The organism is Brevundimonas halotolerans (assembly GCF_003730275.1).
Taxonomy (GTDB): Bacteria; Pseudomonadota; Alphaproteobacteria; order Caulobacterales; family Caulobacteraceae; genus Brevundimonas; species Brevundimonas halotolerans.
The window spans coordinates 108,737-124,567 of sequence record NZ_QTTA01000022.1 but is presented as its reverse complement, the minus strand read 5'-3'; the positions used below and the strand labels follow the sequence as shown (position 1 = coordinate 124,567).

Annotated in this window: 16 protein-coding genes; 6 read left to right on the top strand and 10 right to left on the bottom strand. The window is 61.8% G+C overall.

The window, feature by feature from the left end; genetic code table 11:
• Window positions 1-212: OmpA family protein (locus tag EG854_RS11870; RefSeq protein WP_164461993.1), on the top strand; the 212-nt coding region annotated here is incomplete at its 5' end.
• Between the two features lie 141 nt (window positions 213-353).
• Here the strand turns inward: EG854_RS11870 and EG854_RS11865 are convergent.
• Window positions 354-1,133, bottom strand: coding sequence for a competence/damage-inducible protein A (locus EG854_RS11865; protein WP_123288341.1), 780 nt, complete (start codon window positions 1,131-1,133; stop codon window positions 354-356).
• 162 nt (window positions 1,134-1,295) lie between these two features.
• On the opposite strand from EG854_RS11865, the gene map reads away from it, so the two are divergent.
• From map to EG854_RS11850, 3 genes are read left to right on the top strand one after another with little or no spacing between them, the layout of a single operon-like run.
• Window positions 1,296-2,117, top strand: coding sequence for a type I methionyl aminopeptidase (map, locus tag EG854_RS11860; RefSeq protein ID WP_123288340.1), 822 nt, complete (start codon window positions 1,296-1,298; stop codon window positions 2,115-2,117).
• 31 nt (window positions 2,118-2,148) lie between these two features.
• Window positions 2,149-2,679, top strand: coding sequence for a JAB domain-containing protein (locus tag EG854_RS11855; RefSeq protein WP_375782302.1), 531 nt, complete (start codon window positions 2,149-2,151; stop codon window positions 2,677-2,679).
• Window positions 2,642-4,315 (top strand): recombinase family protein, encoded by a 1,674-nt coding sequence (locus tag EG854_RS11850; protein ID WP_123288339.1) that lies wholly within the window; start codon window positions 2,642-2,644, stop codon window positions 4,313-4,315. Before EG854_RS11855 ends, EG854_RS11850 begins: the two co-directional genes overlap by 38 nt.
• Window positions 4,316-4,789: 474 nt before the next feature.
• Here the strand turns inward: EG854_RS11850 and EG854_RS11840 are convergent, their stop codons facing one another.
• Both EG854_RS11840 and EG854_RS11835 read right to left on the bottom strand, forming a co-directional pair.
• Window positions 4,790-5,563 (bottom strand): 3'-5' exonuclease, encoded by a 774-nt coding sequence (locus tag EG854_RS11840; RefSeq protein ID WP_123288337.1) that lies wholly within the window; start codon window positions 5,561-5,563, stop codon window positions 4,790-4,792.
• 59 nt (window positions 5,564-5,622) lie between these two features.
• Window positions 5,623-6,084 (bottom strand): hypothetical protein, encoded by a 462-nt coding sequence (locus EG854_RS11835; RefSeq protein WP_123288336.1) that lies wholly within the window; start codon window positions 6,082-6,084, stop codon window positions 5,623-5,625.
• A gap of 358 nt (window positions 6,085-6,442) precedes the next feature.
• Between EG854_RS11835 and EG854_RS11830 the strand changes: the two genes are divergently transcribed.
• A complete protein-coding gene (locus EG854_RS11830) occupies window positions 6,443-7,870 on the top strand; it encodes a serine hydrolase domain-containing protein (RefSeq protein ID WP_123288335.1) in 1,428 nt (475 codons plus the stop codon).
• 379 nt (window positions 7,871-8,249) lie between these two features.
• Here EG854_RS11830 and EG854_RS11825 read toward each other — a convergent pair whose 3' ends face one another.
• From EG854_RS11825 to EG854_RS11800, 7 genes are all read right to left on the bottom strand, one after another.
• The gene (locus EG854_RS11825) at window positions 8,250-8,687 is read right to left on the bottom strand and encodes a hypothetical protein (protein WP_123288334.1); all 438 of its coding nucleotides are present in this window, start codon (window positions 8,685-8,687) and stop codon (window positions 8,250-8,252) included.
• On the bottom strand, window positions 8,684-8,860 hold the full coding sequence (locus tag EG854_RS13185; RefSeq protein WP_164462028.1) for a hypothetical protein: 177 nt from the start codon (window positions 8,858-8,860) through the stop codon (window positions 8,684-8,686). Before EG854_RS13185 ends, EG854_RS11825 begins: the two co-directional genes overlap by 4 nt.
• 206 nt (window positions 8,861-9,066) lie before the next feature.
• Window positions 9,067-9,348, bottom strand: coding sequence for a hypothetical protein (locus tag EG854_RS11820; protein WP_123288333.1), 282 nt, complete (start codon window positions 9,346-9,348; stop codon window positions 9,067-9,069).
• A gap of 34 nt (window positions 9,349-9,382) precedes the next feature.
• On the bottom strand, window positions 9,383-9,604 hold the full coding sequence (locus EG854_RS11815; RefSeq protein ID WP_123288332.1) for a hypothetical protein: 222 nt from the start codon (window positions 9,602-9,604) through the stop codon (window positions 9,383-9,385).
• Window positions 9,601-10,200 (bottom strand): hypothetical protein, encoded by a 600-nt coding sequence (locus EG854_RS11810; RefSeq protein WP_123288331.1) that lies wholly within the window; start codon window positions 10,198-10,200, stop codon window positions 9,601-9,603. Before EG854_RS11810 ends, EG854_RS11815 begins: the two co-directional genes overlap by 4 nt.
• Window positions 10,200-11,024 (bottom strand): hypothetical protein, encoded by an 825-nt coding sequence (locus EG854_RS11805; RefSeq protein WP_123288330.1) that lies wholly within the window; start codon window positions 11,022-11,024, stop codon window positions 10,200-10,202. The genes EG854_RS11810 and EG854_RS11805 overlap by 1 nt, the downstream gene beginning before the upstream one ends.
• A gap of 426 nt (window positions 11,025-11,450) precedes the next feature.
• Window positions 11,451-12,026 carry a recombinase family protein gene (locus tag EG854_RS11800; RefSeq protein WP_123288329.1) on the bottom strand — a complete coding sequence of 192 codons (576 nt, stop codon included), beginning with the start codon at window positions 12,024-12,026 and terminating at the stop codon, window positions 11,451-11,453.
• Window positions 12,027-12,440: 414 nt separating this feature from the next.
• On the opposite strand from EG854_RS11800, the gene EG854_RS11795 reads away from it, so the two are divergent.
• On the top strand, window positions 12,441-15,830 hold the full coding sequence (locus tag EG854_RS11795; RefSeq protein ID WP_123288328.1) for a helicase-related protein: 3,390 nt from the start codon (window positions 12,441-12,443) through the stop codon (window positions 15,828-15,830).
• Window position 15,831 lies beyond the last annotated feature (1 nt).

Below are 15,831 nucleotides of genomic sequence, written 5' to 3'. Positions count from 1 at the left end.
CGGGTCACGCCGACACCTCGGGCTCGGCCAGCTACAACGTCGGCCTGTCGAACCGCCGTGCCCGCACGGTCGCCGATGCCCTCGTGGCCCGCGGCGTCCCCGGTGGCGCCCTGGCCGTCGAAGGTCGTGGTGAAACCGACCTGGCCCGTCCGACCGCTGACGGTGTCCGTGAGCCGCTGAACCGGCGCGCGACCATCGACATCAACTTCTGATCCGGCTTCCGGACCGGCCCGGCCTCTCCCCGCGAGAGACCGGGCCGAACCGGGCCTGACCAGAGAGTCGATAGACTTCAACCCACCGCCGTGGCCCCCGGTCACGGCGGTGGTGTCGTTTCGGGGGGAGGGAGAAGGGGGCTATGCCTCGGGCTGGACCTCAAACACCCGCACGCCCCGGTCCGCCAGGGTGACCTCGATGGCCTCCTTCAGGGCTTCGACCGCAGCTGACAGGGTCGCGGCATCGCGGCCCCGCACCACCAACTGGGTGCCATATTCCCCCACAGTGCCGTGTCCGAAGGGATAGCTGCCAAAGCTCAGCGTCCGGTTGGCGTCGGCCGCAGCCGTCAGCAACTCTGCGACATCGCCCTCGCCGACGCCCTCGACCTTCAGCGTCCGGGCGTGGGTGATCGCGCCGACCCGCAGGCGGGGCGCGACGTCGTCCAGCATGGCGGTCATGATCTTCGGCACGCCGGCCATGACGAAGACATTGCCGATCTGGAAGCCCGGCGCGTCCGTGACCGGATTGGCGATCAGCGAGCCGCCCTCGGGAATGCGGGCCATCCGCCGCCGCGCATCGTTCAGCTCGTCGCCGTAACGCCGCTCCAGGATCGCCAGCGCCTCGTCATTTTCGGGCAGGCCGACCCCCATGGCCTCGGCCACGCAGTCGGCGGTGATGTCGTCATGGGTCGGCCCGATGCCGCCCGTGGTGAACAGATAGTCGTGGTTCGCCGACAGGGTCCGCACGGCGTCGATGATCTGATCGGGCGTGTCGCCGACCGTGCGCGCCTCCTTCAGGTCGATGCCCAGCGCGGTCAGAAACCGGGCCAGGGTGTTCAGATTGGTGTCCTTCGTCCGGCCCGAGAGGATCTCATCCCCGATGATCAGGACGGCGGCCGTGGGAGAGATCACCGCGCTCATCGAAGGCCCCCTGGCTTGCGCACGGGGGCTGAAGGGCCGATATGGCCCCGCATCGGTCGCGGCATGGCGGGCATGTGTGCTATCTTCATGGTGACCTTTACTCCTTACGACGCGGTTCCTGCCGGACTGTCGCGTCGAAACTGACTTACCGGGACACCCCGCATGTATGAAGCCCAGGATATGGACGGCGACGTTTTCGTCCGCACCAACGAGATACGCCTTCACGACGAAGAGGGGTTCGAGGGCATGCGCGCCGCCGGCCGTCTGGTCGCCGAAGCGCTCGACATGATCGGCGAATACGTCAAGCCCGGCGTGACCACGGGAGAGCTGGACGACCGCATCCGCGAGTTCACCCTCGACCACGGCGCCGTCCCGGCCTGCCTGGGCTACAAGGGCTATGAGAAGACCATCTGCACCTCGATCAACCATGTCGTCTGCCACGGCATTCCGGGCGACAAGGTTCTGAAGGACGGCGACATCGTCAACATCGACCACACCGTCATCGTCGACGGCTGGCATGGCGACTCCAGCCGCATGTATGCGGTCGGCGAGATCAACACCCGCGCCCGCCGCCTGATCGAGGTCACCTATGACTCGCTCGAGGTCGGCCTTGCCCAGATCAAGCCGGGCAATACCTTTGGCGACATCGGCTATGCCATCCAGCGTCTGGTCGAGGATCAACGCATGAGCGTGGTGCGCGACTTCTGCGGCCATGGCATCGGCCGCCTGTTCCACGACAGCCCCAATGTCCTGCACTATGGCCGCCGGGGCGAGGGCGCAGTGCTCAAGCCCGGCATGTTCTTCACCGTCGAGCCCATGGTCAATCTGGGCAAGCCCCAGGTGAAGGTGCTGTCCGACGGCTGGACGGCCGTCACCCGCGACAAGTCGCTGTCGGCCCAGTGCGAGCACAGCGTGGGCGTCACCGAGACCGGCGTTGAAATCTTCACCGCCAGCCCCGCAGGCCTGTTCCGCCCGACATTCTGAGGCTAGCCTTTACCCGCAGTCGGGGAAGGCCATGTTGGAACAGCCACCGGAAAAACCCAAAGCCCCTCACCACGCCGGTCATCGCGAGCGGCTGAGGGAGCGGGCGCGCGGGGCCGGCATCCACCATCTGCCCGACTATGAGCTGCTGGAGCTGTTCCTGTTTCGCAGCCAGCCCCAGGGCGACGTCAAGCCGATCGCCAAGGCTCTTCTGGCCCGCTTTGGCTCGCTGGCCGCCGTGCTGGCCGCTTCGGTCGAGGACCTGATGACGGTCAAGGCCGAGGACACCAAGGGGCGTACCAAGGGCATCGGCGCCGAGACCGCGCTCGACATCGCGGCCCTGCACGAGGTCGCCCGCCGCGTGGCCCGTGAGGAGGCCGTCAACCGCCCGGTCATCTCATCGTGGACCTCGCTGTTGTCCTACGTCCGGCTCAGCCTGCAGCATGAGCCGCGCGAGCAATTCCGGGTGCTTTACAATACGTATATCACGCCCATACTGAACCCCGTTATCAAAGGGTTCCAGTGCCATGGATGCCATTCTCTACATTCGCTTCAGCACTGCTGAGCAAAAGACTGGCGACAGCTATGACCGGCAGCGGCGCGACGGACTAGCCTATATCGAGAAGATGGGCTGGCGACACACGGCCACCATCGAGGATTTGGGTAAGTCCGCCTGGAAGGGCGAACACATGCTCAGCACGGGCGCGCTGGGCAAGCTGAGCGCCGAGGTTGCAGCCGGCGACATTGGCAAGGGCACAGTCATCGTCGCTGAAAAAACCGACAGGCTGAGCCGTGAGGGATGGGAGCCGCTGTTCGACTGGCTGCGCGACATGACGCGCAGGGGCGTGAGCGTGGCCACGACTGACGGTCATCTGTTCAGTCCAGAAACCATGAAGGACCAACTCAGCATCATCAAAATCCTGCTGGGTGGACAGGCGGATCAATCCCACTCCGAAACCATCAGCAGACGGGTCCGGGATTCCTATGAAGCGGCCATTGAAGCCGCCGCCAACGGTGGCCCAAAAGTCAGCGGCAAATGTCCAGGGTGGATGACGCTGAACAAGGACCGAATGGGGTTTACCTACCACGCTGATCGAGTGGCGTTGGTGCAGGATATCTACGAGCAAGCGGCTGCTGGCAGAGGCGCCCGGTGGATTGCCAAGAACCTGAACGAGCGCGGCATCCCACCGTGGGGCAGGAAGTTCAAAGCTGGTGTCGGCTGGGACCCCACGACGATCAACTGGATCATTCAAAGCCCCGCAGTCGAGGGCGAGTTTCGTGTGGGTTACAGCAACCCTGCAAGGGTCAAGACGGCACCCCGTACCATTCCCGGCTACTACGAACGCATCGTGGACGCAGACCTCGTGGCAAGGGCGCGGGCAGCGTTCGAAAGCCGAAAAGTCACAGGCGGCGGTCGCCACACGGCCACGGCCGTCAACCTGTTCAGGGGGCTCATGCGCTGCGGCGCGTGCGGCTCACGAATGTATCTCAACAGCAGGCACAACAGGTACGCGCTACAGTGCGTGTCTGCTGGCGGGTCACGAGGTTGCGATGCCAAGGAAACCTACCTCTACGACGACTTCGAACAGACGGCGTTGGACACCATTTTGGATTTGGCGCTGGACGACAAGTGGTTCAGCAAAGCCGATGATACCTACCCCCTGACAGTGGCGCTGGCGGAAGCACAGAAGCGCCTAGCGGACCACGAAGCGCGACTGCAGCGAGCGGTGGACAAGGTGCTTGATGACGAAGTTGGCGAACTCTTTGCCGCGCGCCTCCCCAGTTTGAAGCGTGCCGTGCAGGATGCCACCAATGAGGTGAGCGAAACCGAGAAGGCCTTGGCCAGGGCAAGGGGCGTTGTTAGCGCCAACGAGCACCAGAAGCGGGTCATGGAAGTGCGCGGGGCCATCGAAGACCCCGATCCGGCCATCCGGGAGGCGAGCCGCCTCAAGGTCATCCAAGCCCTGCAGGGCATCGTCGAAAGCGTGACCTGCGACATCTACAGTGACTATGGACGCTGCTTCAAAATCACACTCAAGACTGGCGCCTACAACATTGTCATTGGCGACGATGGCGTGGTTTGGGAGCAGAACTACAACCCCGAATTTTACTTCGGTGACAATACGGATCACCTCACCCAGGAGTCGGCGGTCGGGAAGCTGCTGGCCGACATTAGGCGACGGTGGACTGCTGAAACCTAACGGGCGGCGGAATACGCGGGCCGATCGGCCGTGGGGCTCCCTGCAATGCCCTACGGACCCTCAGAACGCCCCTCGACTATGCTCAGGGTTACCGCGCTGCCCCCGGCCTGACTTGGCCCTGCACGGGGCTCGCTGGCCCGTTCGAGATCCCGTCTCAGGTGCCGAAGGTAGGCCTCACCCAGCGCTTCCGGCTCCCAGCCACAGGTTTCGGCCAGGACGGCCAGCACAGGGTATCGTTTCCACATTCGATGATGCTCGTCGATCATCTCAACCAATCGCCGGGTCAGCTCCAGTCGCGCTCGGCAGAGAAGTATGATGTTCGAAGAGGTGGTGTCCGGCACACCGCCGTCGTCCTCTCCATCATTCAGCAATGCGTTGACCCAGAGCTCCACTCGGAGGTGCGTCGGGGTGCGTCGGATTTGGGCCCGCACCTGACTGAACGCCAAGTCCCATGCCGTTCTGCTGAACTCCGACTTAATCTTGGGTGCCGCCAGTAGAGGGATCAGGCGCGGAGGCGAGTCTCGCAAAGGGAGCAAGGTGCGGTCGCTCAGACGAACGGGCGTCGATAAAATCTGTGAGACAGCGTTCGCTCTGGTCGAAGGCAGTTTCGGTCAGCGCGCCCCGCATTAATTCGTAGCGGAGCCAAACCCGGTATGTGTTGACTACGTCGGTTTCGCAGTAGTCCGCGACCTCCTGAATACGGCCAGTCGTCACGTACTCGGCCACCTTGGAGCCATCGACGCCGTCAGGTTTTCCGGGAAGTCCGAGGATGCGCGAAAGTTCATCCAGCTTACATTTGCCCTGCATGCTGAAGCTCGCGAGGACATCGCAAAGATCAACCGCGTCGTCGGAGTACCGCTTGAAATAGCCTCTCGCGTACAGGCCCGGCGCCGACAACTTGTTGACCATGGCCCGGTAGCGCAGCACGGGCAGGTCGAAGCCGCTTCCGTTGAACGACACGAGGCAGGGCCGCAGTTCGTTCAAGCGGTCCGCGAAACTGCTGATGAGGTCGGCTTCACTGCGGTCGCCGATGTGCGGGGCACCGAGAGACCGGACGATCCAGCCATTGTCGCTGCTCTCCGCGATCAAGGCACCGATGCAGGCGATCCGGTGCAGGGGAAGCTTGCAGAACTTGTCGCCGACGATCTCCTGAGCGCGATCTTCGTCGTGCGGGTCGATTGTGTGGATGCGCGACACGGCCTCCAGATCGGGAATGGTCTCAAGATCGAAAACGACGACGTGGGCCATGGGGTCTCCCTGAGAGAAGCGTGATGGGCGGCATTGCCGCCCATCTATTTCAGCTTAGCTTAGCCCGCCTTCTTTGCCTTCGCCGTCTTCATCATCGCAGCGCGGGCTTGGGCGGCAGCAGCCACGGCGGCATCAAACTCACCGGCCAGCACCGCCTGATCCAGCGTGTCGATGACCGGGCCGATGGCGGCCAGGTTGTCAGCTTCCACTGCGGTCATGCCCTTCGCCAGTTCCAGCGGCTTCCCGCCGTAGCGGAGCTGGAAGTAGACCTTGCCGCCGTCGCCCGTGAACCAGCCCTTGCGGACGGTGCGCGGGACCTCGACCCGCGTCCGGTTCCCGGTGTCATCCGTCTTGGTGACGGTGCGGACGCCCGCATAGGGCTTGCCCGCCACCGTGGCCTCGATCAGCGCCCGCTGTTCGGCGAGATAACCGCGCAGTTTCTCTCGATTGCGATCTTGAGGGCTGGCCGGCTGATTCTGCGGCTTGGCGGCGGAAAGTTTCAGGCTTTTGAGCAGGGACATGAACACCTCGTTGTGGTTGTCGATGTCGCCGCTCTAATGCCGTCGTCCAGATATGCGACCAAAGACTGACCCGAAATTAATTCAGGCGTCACAACCATAGTTTTAGGGGATGAAAGTTGGTCTGCGATCGCGGGGTTTTGCCGCTTTCGGGGCGGTAGACCGGCGACGCCGGGCCAAAAGCGTCCGCTTTCCGCTCGGATGCCAGTTTCCGCTCTCGACCCAAAGCGGACATCTCGAACATGTGGGCCGGATAAATATAATCCTCGCCAGGATCATCCCATGGCGGACCAACAGCGCCCCCTCCCGGAGCGTCACTTATTGCTGTGGTACACACAGAATACGCGCAGGAGGATGACGCATGCGATTCATTTGGGCCTTATTGGCAATTGGACTGGCAGCCGCAGCACCCGCGCGCATGTCCGCCGAACCGATCGACGCTTTTATCGCGACAGAACTGCCGATCTCGGGCGCGCCGGGCATCGCCTATGCCGTGGTTGAGGGCGGCGAGATTGTCTCGGGCGCGCGCGGAGAGGTCTTGATCGGCAGCGGCAGGCCGGTGACGCCCGATACGCCTTTCCTGATCGGCTCCATCTCAAAGAGCTTTACCGCCATGGCGGTGATGCAACTGGTCGAAGCCGGGACCGTCGATCTGAACGCACCCGTCTCGCAATATCTCGATGTCTTCAAGGGCCGCCCTTCCGGTGCCATCACGCTCCGGCAATTGCTCAGTCACACCAGCGGCTTCTCAACGCGGCAAGGCAATGACATCGACTTTGACAGGAGCCCGGGCGGGGATGAACTCCAGCGCCAGGTCGCGCGCATCGCCCAATGGCGTCCAGCGCACGCCCCCGACGCTCGCTGGCAATATTCAAACGCGAACTACCAGATTCTGGGTGCGGTCATCGAAGCGGTGAGCGGCCAGGATTATGCCAGCTATGTCGAAGCCAGGATTCTCGAACCGATCGGAATGGAAGACAGCTTCGTCTCCGTTGGGGCGCGTCATGACTCCATGGCGGTCGGGCATCAGCCCTGGTTCGGTTCCAAGCGCCCGTTCAGGGACAACCGCACGAACCGCGCGAACGCATCGGCGGGCGGCGTCGTCTCCACGGCGTCCGACATGGCGCTTTATCTGGCGACCATGATGAACGGGCGGGACGACGTCATCAACGTGCAGAGCAAGACCGCCATGCTGCGCCCGGCCAGCACCGCGTCACCCTATTATGGCTTTGGCTGGTCCATCGACGCCAATACCGGCGACGCCTACCATTCGGGCCTCACGCCCGGGATCGAGACGCTCGCGGTCCTGTCGCCGGCAGAGGGTCGCGCCGTCATCATCCTCGTCAATGCGAACAGCGGCATGGGATTCGGAGAAAACGTGGGACTCTTCAGCGGCGTCAGCGCGAGAGCCTTCGGCCGCGATGGTGAGGATGACGGGGACAGATGGGGCCCGAAATCCCTGTTCCTGACCTTTGCTCTCCTGCCAGTGCTGTTCGTGATCGGAGCCATTGTGGCGTGGTTTCGCCGAAGTGGCCTGCGCGCCAAGTCCGGCGTGTTCGGCACCTTCAGCCTGTGGTTTCCCCTGCTGATGACCCTCGCCCTGGCCTGGGTCTCGGTATGGCTCATCCCGCAGATGTTCGGCGTCTCGATCGGCACCCTCGCCCTCTACAGCCCCGACCTTGCCCTGCTGCTGGCTGCGACGGCCGTGACGGGCGTGCTCTGGGCGGTGTTCAGGCTTGGCGTGTTCTACAGCGGCAAGGCATCGCCCGGTCGTCCGACCGCCGCCTAATGGAGGCCGCTGGATCCGGTCCCAATCAGGTTATCGAGCTCAAGGGTGGTGTCAGTCAGCGAACTGCCGGTACCGTTCTGGAATGCTGCCTGGACGCAAAGCGCCGGCGCAGGGGCCAATGTCCGCTTACCCCCCATAGCGGACCTTAGGAGGGTCCGCTTTCGGGCAGGTGCCATAGGCGGTGTCGTTCTCGTCGGTGTTCGTTCTGAGTTTGTCGAGCGGTTCTGTCTGGCTGGTCTGCGTTCGTCTCGTCTGTTCTGCTCATGGATCAACCACTGTGAGCCTAGCGGTCTAGGTCACAGCGGACGGTTGAACGACTATCCGGCAGCGTTAGCGTCGCAAAACGCAGCCTTGTGGACTAGCCTATGGGCGACTGCGCTTAGGGCAACAGAAGCAAGGCGCTGGTGTGGGGCGTGATCGCCTTCGAGATGTAACGGCCCCACCCCGGCGCATCGGTAATGGCTTTGACCACCACCGAGCCGGCCGGGATCATATCCTTCCAGATGCCCGCTACAGCCGAGGCAATCTGCTCAACGAACTGGGGGGCGCAGCTAAGGGCCAGGTGAATGTGAAGGTTCGTATCGACGTGCTCGATCACGGCGACGTACTTGGTCCGATGATCCACCCGCTTGGCCCATCCGGGACCGAGGGTCATCCGGTCTAGGCGCGCATGGAGGTGCCTGAGGTCACGGGCGGCACAGTCAGGCGTGGTGTCCCGATTGAACGCCAGCGTGATGGCCAGGGCGGGATTCAATTGTTCTACAAGTTCGGTGATGGACGAGCGGTACTCGAGAGTTTTGACGGCTAGCGGGATCATTGCGCGCCACCGTTCAGAGGGTTCTGCCACGCCGCGATTTCAGCGACCGTGTAGGTCCGCACAGGCTCCCGCTTGACGTGCGACCAGCAGCCTTTCTTGGCCGGGGGCGGCGCGAAGGCGGCCTCTCGGGCGCGCCCTGCATGCTTGTTTCGTTGCCAGTCCATCTTCGCCATCTGCACCTCCAGAGAAAAACCGAAGGAACCAACTGGGTGAAGCCAGCCCCTTCGGTTCTATTTATTCCTGGGCGTCAGGCGCGGAGGCCGGGCGCGGGGGCCGGTGGGCCTGATTGGCCACAAAGGCACCGAGAATCCCGCCACTGGCGGGGTTGCACGGGCGAAGATCGGGCTCCGCTTGGACGATAGCCAGCAGGGGCTTCAGGCTACGTTCCCAGCTGCCCCACCCACATGAGCTTGAACAGGGCGGCCGCATCTCGGTTGGTGAAGTGAATGGCCAACTTGGTCGCACCCAAATGGAAGAGCTTCACGTCCGCATCCAGTGCCAAGGCATTCTGCGCCACAGCCGAGTTCAGACAGCACTTGTAGAGGTAAGCTCCGAACGCCCTGTCGTAAGCGGCTGGGCCCTTTTTCGGAGCCGACCCAACATTGTGATAGACGAGCAGGTGATGAACCTGCTCCTCCATCTCATCCGTCCAGTGGATCACGGCCGCGAATGTCAGTTCGTTTAATGGTGACTGCCTAACTTCCATGGGCTGGCACCACCTGAAACGTAGAGGTGGCATCGACGCGGACAGTTTGTTCGCGCCCCTCCCTAGACAGTACGAAAGCGATGCCGTCGTACTCGTCCACTTGGCCTTCCAGCTTTATGCTGCCACTCATGCCGCCGTTGATGAAGGCACGGACTGTGCAGCGTGCATCAATGGCGTCGCGCATAAACTTGTCGATGAGGGGGCTGCTCATGGCTGACCCTCCTCACCGTCGGCATTTATACCTTCAGCTTCCGCTGCGACCTTGCGAGCAGCCAGCCGGGCTTCCAGTGCCTTGGTCAGTGCCGCGCGTTGCTGGAAAATCGGAGACTCTCGAATCCAAGGCGGCTCGATCACGCCTTGCTTGAAGGTCTTTACGATAAGCCGAGGATGCCAGCCCACCTCAGGCGCGATGCGCCCCGGCAAGGTGTCATCAAAGAACAGCCGCTTCTCATCGTCCGTCAGCGAGTCCAGGTTCATCATCTGGACCACGATGTTGTCGTAGGCCGCTTTGAACCGAGAACGGACAGGTCGAGCTCGCCGGGCTTGCCGGATCGCCTCAGCCCAATGCGGCTGCAACGCATCCCAGATAACCATCTGCGCAGGCGTCATTGTGGGATCCACCACGAAGGGCATCATGATGTGCTTCCACCGGCCCGCCAGATGGATTTCGTCGTAGGCTTCCTTGACCAAGTCGGCCCCGACTAGCGCAGTGAAATATCTCATGCTGAGCTTCTTGGCGTTGGGCTGTCCCAAGGCCAGGATTTCGTGGTGGATGCGTTCATCCATCAGGTGCGGATACTTCTCCATCACGAAGCCTCCACGCTCTTGAGCGCAGCGGTTTTGGCGCGTGCTTCGCTCTTGTCGATTTGGCCACCGTGGAAGAACTGCCCGTCGACTACGACGCCCCATGCGAGTGCGAATTCACGTGGCTTGGCCACGATTTCGTCCTTCCACGTCGTGTCCATGAAGTCGAAAGACTGGATCGCGGCAGTGGCAGCTTTGTCGAGCTGCGCGGCCTTGTTGACGAACATGTCACGGGGCCCCGTACCGTTGCGCTCCCGGTCCAGCGCCAACATGCCGATAAGTCGCTTGCCGTAGCCAGGGTGCTTGATCGCGAAGTTCTCGATGTACGCAGGCACCGCTTCGGGCGTCACGCCTTCCTCGTCCATCAGGCGCAGAGCCCCCGCATACTTCGCCAGCGTCACACCCTTGTTGAACTTGGGCACCGTCTTGCCTTCGTACTTGCGGGTCTTCTCCAGATCGTCGTTGCCGGTGAGCAGATAGGTCAGCTGGAGGAAGTGATTGCCGTCGATAGGTGTGGGATCGATCGCACGACGCCGGTAGGCATCGTTCAGGTTCCAACCGTCCTGCTTGAGCCAGCGTTGGCCAAAGCCCAGCACCTTACCAAGAATGGCATCAAGGCGCTTGCGGCTGTCTGCTGCGTATTTGTTGGTGGCTTGGATGCGAGCCTGCACGTCTTTTTGGCAGGCGAGGACTTCTTGTTCAACGAGATCGAATTGGTCGTCCTCGTCAGTCGCTGCTTCCGCTTCAACGGGTTTGCTTGCCAAGTTGGCAAGCTGTTCGATGGGCTTGTGTTCAGTGGTATCGATATCGGTCGTGATCGTATTCATTGTGTGCTTCCTTCTGTTTCATGGGCATTGCCTTTGGTGTGTGGAACCGCCGGTGGCCGTAGCTCGTGGGGCGGTGTCAACGTCGTGCTGACAACTTCAAACTGACACAGTTTCTGGATTAGGCACTAGAAATCGCGCGATTTTTCGCACTTCATTTTTAGTGACAAAACAGTCGCGGCCGGTTTGTAGACAGATTTCAAAAGTGGTGTATCTGAGATGCGCCAAGCGATCAGGGTCCGTCCCACTAACCCCGTAAACACGGGATGCAGTTCGTGCGGAGCCTTCCAAGCATGGAAAACTGGGGTGGCAGCGCAGCCACACATTGCCCTGTTTTTTCGCCCTGATTTTACCCGAGGGACCTCAGGAACACCCTTGACGAGTAGTCAGCGTCGCGTCCGGCATCGTCGTCCGACCGCAATTCTCAAACTACCCGGCGGTCGTTTTCACGGCGGTCGAGGTCATGCCGCCAGTTTCCCGATAGACGGTCATTCTGGAAATCCCCAGATGCTTCGCAATCGCGGTGGGGCCAAGCCCCTGCGCGAGAAGTGAAGCGATTGCGGCGCTATCCACCGACTTTCGACGCCCCTTGTATGCGCCCCGCGCTTTGGCGGCGACTATCCCGGCCCGCTGGCGCTCGCGCAGAAACGACCGTTCAAGCTCCGCGACCATCCCGAGGGTGGTGATGACGATCCGGCCAAGGTCGCCCCCCGTACTGATCTCGGGTTCAAGGACGCGCAAGCTGGCGCCCTTGGCTTCGAGTTCGGCCACGATGTTGAGGGTGTCCCGCGTCGATCTGGCGAGACGATCCAGCCTGACCACGACCAACTCGTCCCCCTCGCGGATGAAATCGAGGATAGCCCCGAGTTCGCCTCGTCCTTCACGGGCGGCGCCCGTCACCTTCTCAGCGCGGATGGGTGCGCAGCCATCTTTTGCGAGGCGGTCTATCTGGAGCTGGTAATCCTGTCCCGCGCTGCTGACCCGTGCGTAGCCGATCCTCGCCATCTTCCCTCCCGGTGTAACATTCGGGTGGACTCTATTGCCGTCGGTCACAACGGGCGACCTGGGAGGCAAATGTGACGCGAGATCGGGCGTCGAGGCGTAACACCGGGCCGTCACGCAAGGGTGTACTCATATCTTGCGCTGCCGTTCGGCCCGGCTCGATCTTGACTTGAAGCCGCGGTTCGGGGGGTCTGTTCTGGGCAAGAGTGGACCTCGCCTTCGTAATGCGGTCGTCCGCGTCTTCGGCATCGCTAAAAAGATTCCACCAGCCATTTCTCCACAACCCAAATGGGCGTGCCGCTGCCCAAGCGCTGGGCATCAAGATCGTAGAGGCTTGCTCCTTAGAGCCAGCGCGGCAATAGATCTCAGAGTGCGGACCGTCACGGGTTAAGCGATGACGCCGCTACCGGGGGATGAATGCCGAGGATCTTCGACAACATTGATGCGTCACTCCTGCCGGAGTTGAGCAAGGTGCTGTCCGTTTCGAACCGAGCGGACTTTTGCGTCGGCTATTTCAATCTTCGTGGCTGGCGCAAGATCGATGAGCATGTTGACGCCTGGTCCGGGGAAGAGGGAAACGCATGCCGATTGCTTGTTGGGATGCACCAGTCTCCCGAACAAGGTCTGAGGGAGAAGCTGGCCGCAGCCTACCATGAAGACGGCATAGACAATGCCCGTGCGCTGGACCTGAAAAAGCAACTCGCCGAGGAGTTTCGCACCCAACTCACACTTGGGGCGCCCACGAACGCGGACGAGGCCGGGCTGAGGCGGCTTGCGCGGCAGATCAGGGGCCGAAAGGTCGTGGTGAAGCTGTTCCTTCGCCACCCGCTCCACGCCAAGCTTTATATGTTGCATCGACCCGACCCCGTGAACCCCAAGGTGGGTTTCGTGGGCAGCAGTAACCTGACCTTCGCCGGCCTCTCTTTCCAGGGCGAACTGAACGTCGATGTGATGGAGCATGACGCCTGCGACAAGCTGGCTGCGTGGTTCGAAGGGCGCTGGAGTGATCGCTGGTGCGTCGACATTTCTGATGAACTGGCCACCATTATCGAAGAGAGCTGGGCTGGTGAGGCATTGGTCGAGCCCTACCATGTCTATCTCAAGATCGCTTTCCACCTCGCCCAGGAAGCTCGCCACGGCCAGTCGGAATTTCGCATCCCCGCAGTGTTCGGGGACAAGCTGTTTGAGTTCCAGACAAACGCGGTGAAGGTCGCCGCCCATCACCTGAACAAGCGAGGCGGCGTCGTCATCGGCGACGTAGTCGGCCTCGGCAAGTCGATCATGGCGTCAGCTCTCCTTAAGATCGTCGAGGAAGTTGATGGTCGCAGCTTGATCATCTGCCCGAAGAACCTGGTGGAGATGTGGGAGGATTACGTCGAGACGTACGACCTCTCCGCCAAAATCGTGTCGCTATCCCGGGTCGAAAGCGAACTGCCAGAGCTACGCCGCTACAGGACGGTCCTCATCGACGAGAGCCACAATCTGAGGAACCGGGAAGGCAAACGCTACCGGGTGATCGAAGATTACGTTCGGTCGAACGACAGCCGCTGCATTTTGCTTTCAGCTACGCCCTACAACAAGTCCTTCATCGACCTGTCCTCCCAGCTGCGATTGTTTATCGAGGATGACCAGGACATCGGCATTCGGCCGGAGGCGATGATCCGAAGCATCGGGGGCGAAACCGAATTCGTGAGGAAGCACCAGTGCCCGGTGCGCTCTCTGCCCGCCTTCGAAAAAAGCGATCAGACTGACGACTGGCGCGACCTGATGCGGCTCTACATGATCCGGCGGACGCGCGGCTTCATCCTTCAGAACTATGCCGAAACCGACGAGAAGAATGGCCGGCAGTTCATCACATTCTCGGATGGCACCCGGTCCTACTTCCCGGTCCGTCAGCCAAAGACCGTGAAGTTCGCCATCAACGATAAGGACCCCAACGATCCGTATGCCAAGGCCTTTTCGACATCGGTTGTCGCTGCGATCGCCGGGCTGAAACTTCCTCGGTATGGCTTGGGCAACTACTTGGCCCTTGACCCAGCGCACCCCCCAACTCCTGCGGAACGCAAGACGATGGACGGGCTTGGTCGGGCGGGGATCCGGCTGATGGGGTTCTGTCGGACAAACCTGTTCAAGCGGCTGGAGAGCGGAGGGCCGGCCTTCATCCAGTCGCTTCAGCGCCACGTCATGCGCAATCTCGTCTTCCTGCACGCGCTGGAAAATGGCCTGCCTGTTCCGATCGGATCCCAGGACCCCGAGCTCCTGGACATGACCGATGAGGATACGGACTCCGAAGCGGCGGACACCCTGTTCGCTCAAGGCGAGTACGACGCTCAGGAGGCTGACGGCCCCACTGCCCTAGCCCCCCTCGAGCGCCTGAGGGCTCAGGCCGCACAGATTTACGGAGTCTACGCTAACGCCAAGGCTCGCCGATTCAAATGGGTGGCGGCACACCTGTTCAGATCGACCTTGCTGAAGGATTTGACGGCGGACGTCGATGACCTCCAAGCGGTGCTCGCGCACTGCGGGCAATGGGACGAACGCCAGGACACCAAGCTGAAGGCGCTCATTGATCTGGTTCGGGTCGACCACCCCACCGAGAAGCTACTGATCTTCACGCAGTTCGCGGATACGGCTCGCTATCTCGAAGCCGCGCTGAAGAACGCCGGGGTCACGGCGATCTCTGCGGTCACGGGCCAATCCGATAGTCCCACACGGCTGGCTTGGCGGTTCAGTCCGAAGTCCAACAAAAAAGAAGCCCTCGCCAAGGCCGAAGGAGAGCTCCGGGTGCTGGTCGCAACTGATGTTCTTTCGGAAGGCCAAAATCTTCAGGACTGCGCTACGATCGTGAACTTCGACCTACCCTGGGCCATCATCCGGCTCATACAGAGAGCGGGGCGTGTCGACCGGATCGGTCAACAGGCAGATACGATCAACTGCTACTCTTTCCTGCCGGCCGACGGGGTCGAACGGATAATACGCCTTCGCGCGCGAGTGCGTGAGCGGCTCAAGGAAAATCAGGACGTCGTAGGGTCTGACGAAGCGTTCTTCGAAGACGATGATCACGCCAACCCTATTCAGGACCTCTACAGCGAGAAGTCGGGCGTCCTGGATGGTGAAGAGGACGGCGAGGTCGATCTAGCATCCCTCGCCTTCCAGATCTGGCAGAACGCCATAAAGGACGAGCCCGGTCTTCAAAAGGCGATCGAGAACCTGCCCGACGTCGTCTATGCGACGAAGAACTTGCCCCCGATCACCGACGCCAAGGAGGGCGCGCTGGTCTATATCCGCACGCCGGACGACAACGATTCCCTTGCCTGGGTCGGGCGCGACGGCGTGATCCTGACCCAGTCGCCCCTCGCAATTCTCAGAGCGGCCGAATGCGGACCAGCTGAACCGGCGCTGGGCCGCACCGATTTCCACCACGACATAGTTCGCGCCGGCGTCGAGCATCTCGTCCAGGAAGAACGAACGACCCATGGGGCTCTGGGCCGACCGTCTGGCGCGCGCTTCAAGACCTACGATCGCCTGAAGCGCTGGCTGGAGACGCAAGGTGACCAGCGCACCCTGTTCGTCACCGACCAAACCGTCCGCGACGTAGAAAAAGCGATGGCGGACATCTACGAGTTTCCACTGTTTCAAACCACGATCGACGCCCTCAACCGTCAGCTCAAATCCGGCATCAGCGATGGGCGGCTCGTAGAAATGGTCGTGGCGCTCCGTGAAGACGGAAGGTTGTGTATGAAACAGGATCGGGACGACTCGCAGCGGGACCTGCGGATCATCTGCTCGATGGGGTTGAAGGGATAAT

What these genes read in the sequence shown, in the direction of transcription:
- EG854_RS11795 (WP_123288328.1), top strand. Translation starts at nt 12,441, where the DNA reads ATGCCGAGGATCTTCGACAACATTGATGCGTCACTCCTGCCGGAGTTG.
- EG854_RS11865 (WP_123288341.1), bottom strand. Translation starts at nt 1,133, where the DNA reads ATGAGCGCGGTGATCTCTCCCACGGCCGCCGTCCTGATCATCGGGGAT.
- EG854_RS11810 (WP_123288331.1), bottom strand. Translation starts at nt 10,200, where the DNA reads ATGGAGAAGTATCCGCACCTGATGGATGAACGCATCCACCACGAAATC.
- EG854_RS11825 (WP_123288334.1), bottom strand. Translation starts at nt 8,687, where the DNA reads ATGATCCCGCTAGCCGTCAAAACTCTCGAGTACCGCTCGTCCATCACC.
- EG854_RS11830 (WP_123288335.1), top strand. Translation starts at nt 6,443, where the DNA reads ATGCGATTCATTTGGGCCTTATTGGCAATTGGACTGGCAGCCGCAGCA.
- EG854_RS11805 (WP_123288330.1), bottom strand. Translation starts at nt 11,024, where the DNA reads ATGAATACGATCACGACCGATATCGATACCACTGAACACAAGCCCATC.
- EG854_RS13185 (WP_164462028.1), bottom strand. Translation starts at nt 8,860, where the DNA reads ATGGCGAAGATGGACTGGCAACGAAACAAGCATGCAGGGCGCGCCCGA.
- EG854_RS11840 (WP_123288337.1), bottom strand. Translation starts at nt 5,563, where the DNA reads ATGGCCCACGTCGTCGTTTTCGATCTTGAGACCATTCCCGATCTGGAG.
- EG854_RS11850 (WP_123288339.1), top strand. Translation starts at nt 2,642, where the DNA reads ATGGATGCCATTCTCTACATTCGCTTCAGCACTGCTGAGCAAAAGACT.
- EG854_RS11800 (WP_123288329.1), bottom strand. Translation starts at nt 12,026, where the DNA reads ATGGCGAGGATCGGCTACGCACGGGTCAGCAGCGCGGGACAGGATTAC.
- EG854_RS11815 (WP_123288332.1), bottom strand. Translation starts at nt 9,604, where the DNA reads ATGAGCAGCCCCCTCATCGACAAGTTTATGCGCGACGCCATTGATGCA.
- EG854_RS11855 (WP_375782302.1), top strand. Translation starts at nt 2,149, where the DNA reads ATGTTGGAACAGCCACCGGAAAAACCCAAAGCCCCTCACCACGCCGGT.
- EG854_RS11835 (WP_123288336.1), bottom strand. Translation starts at nt 6,084, where the DNA reads ATGTCCCTGCTCAAAAGCCTGAAACTTTCCGCCGCCAAGCCGCAGAAT.
- map (WP_123288340.1), top strand. Translation starts at nt 1,296, where the DNA reads ATGTATGAAGCCCAGGATATGGACGGCGACGTTTTCGTCCGCACCAAC.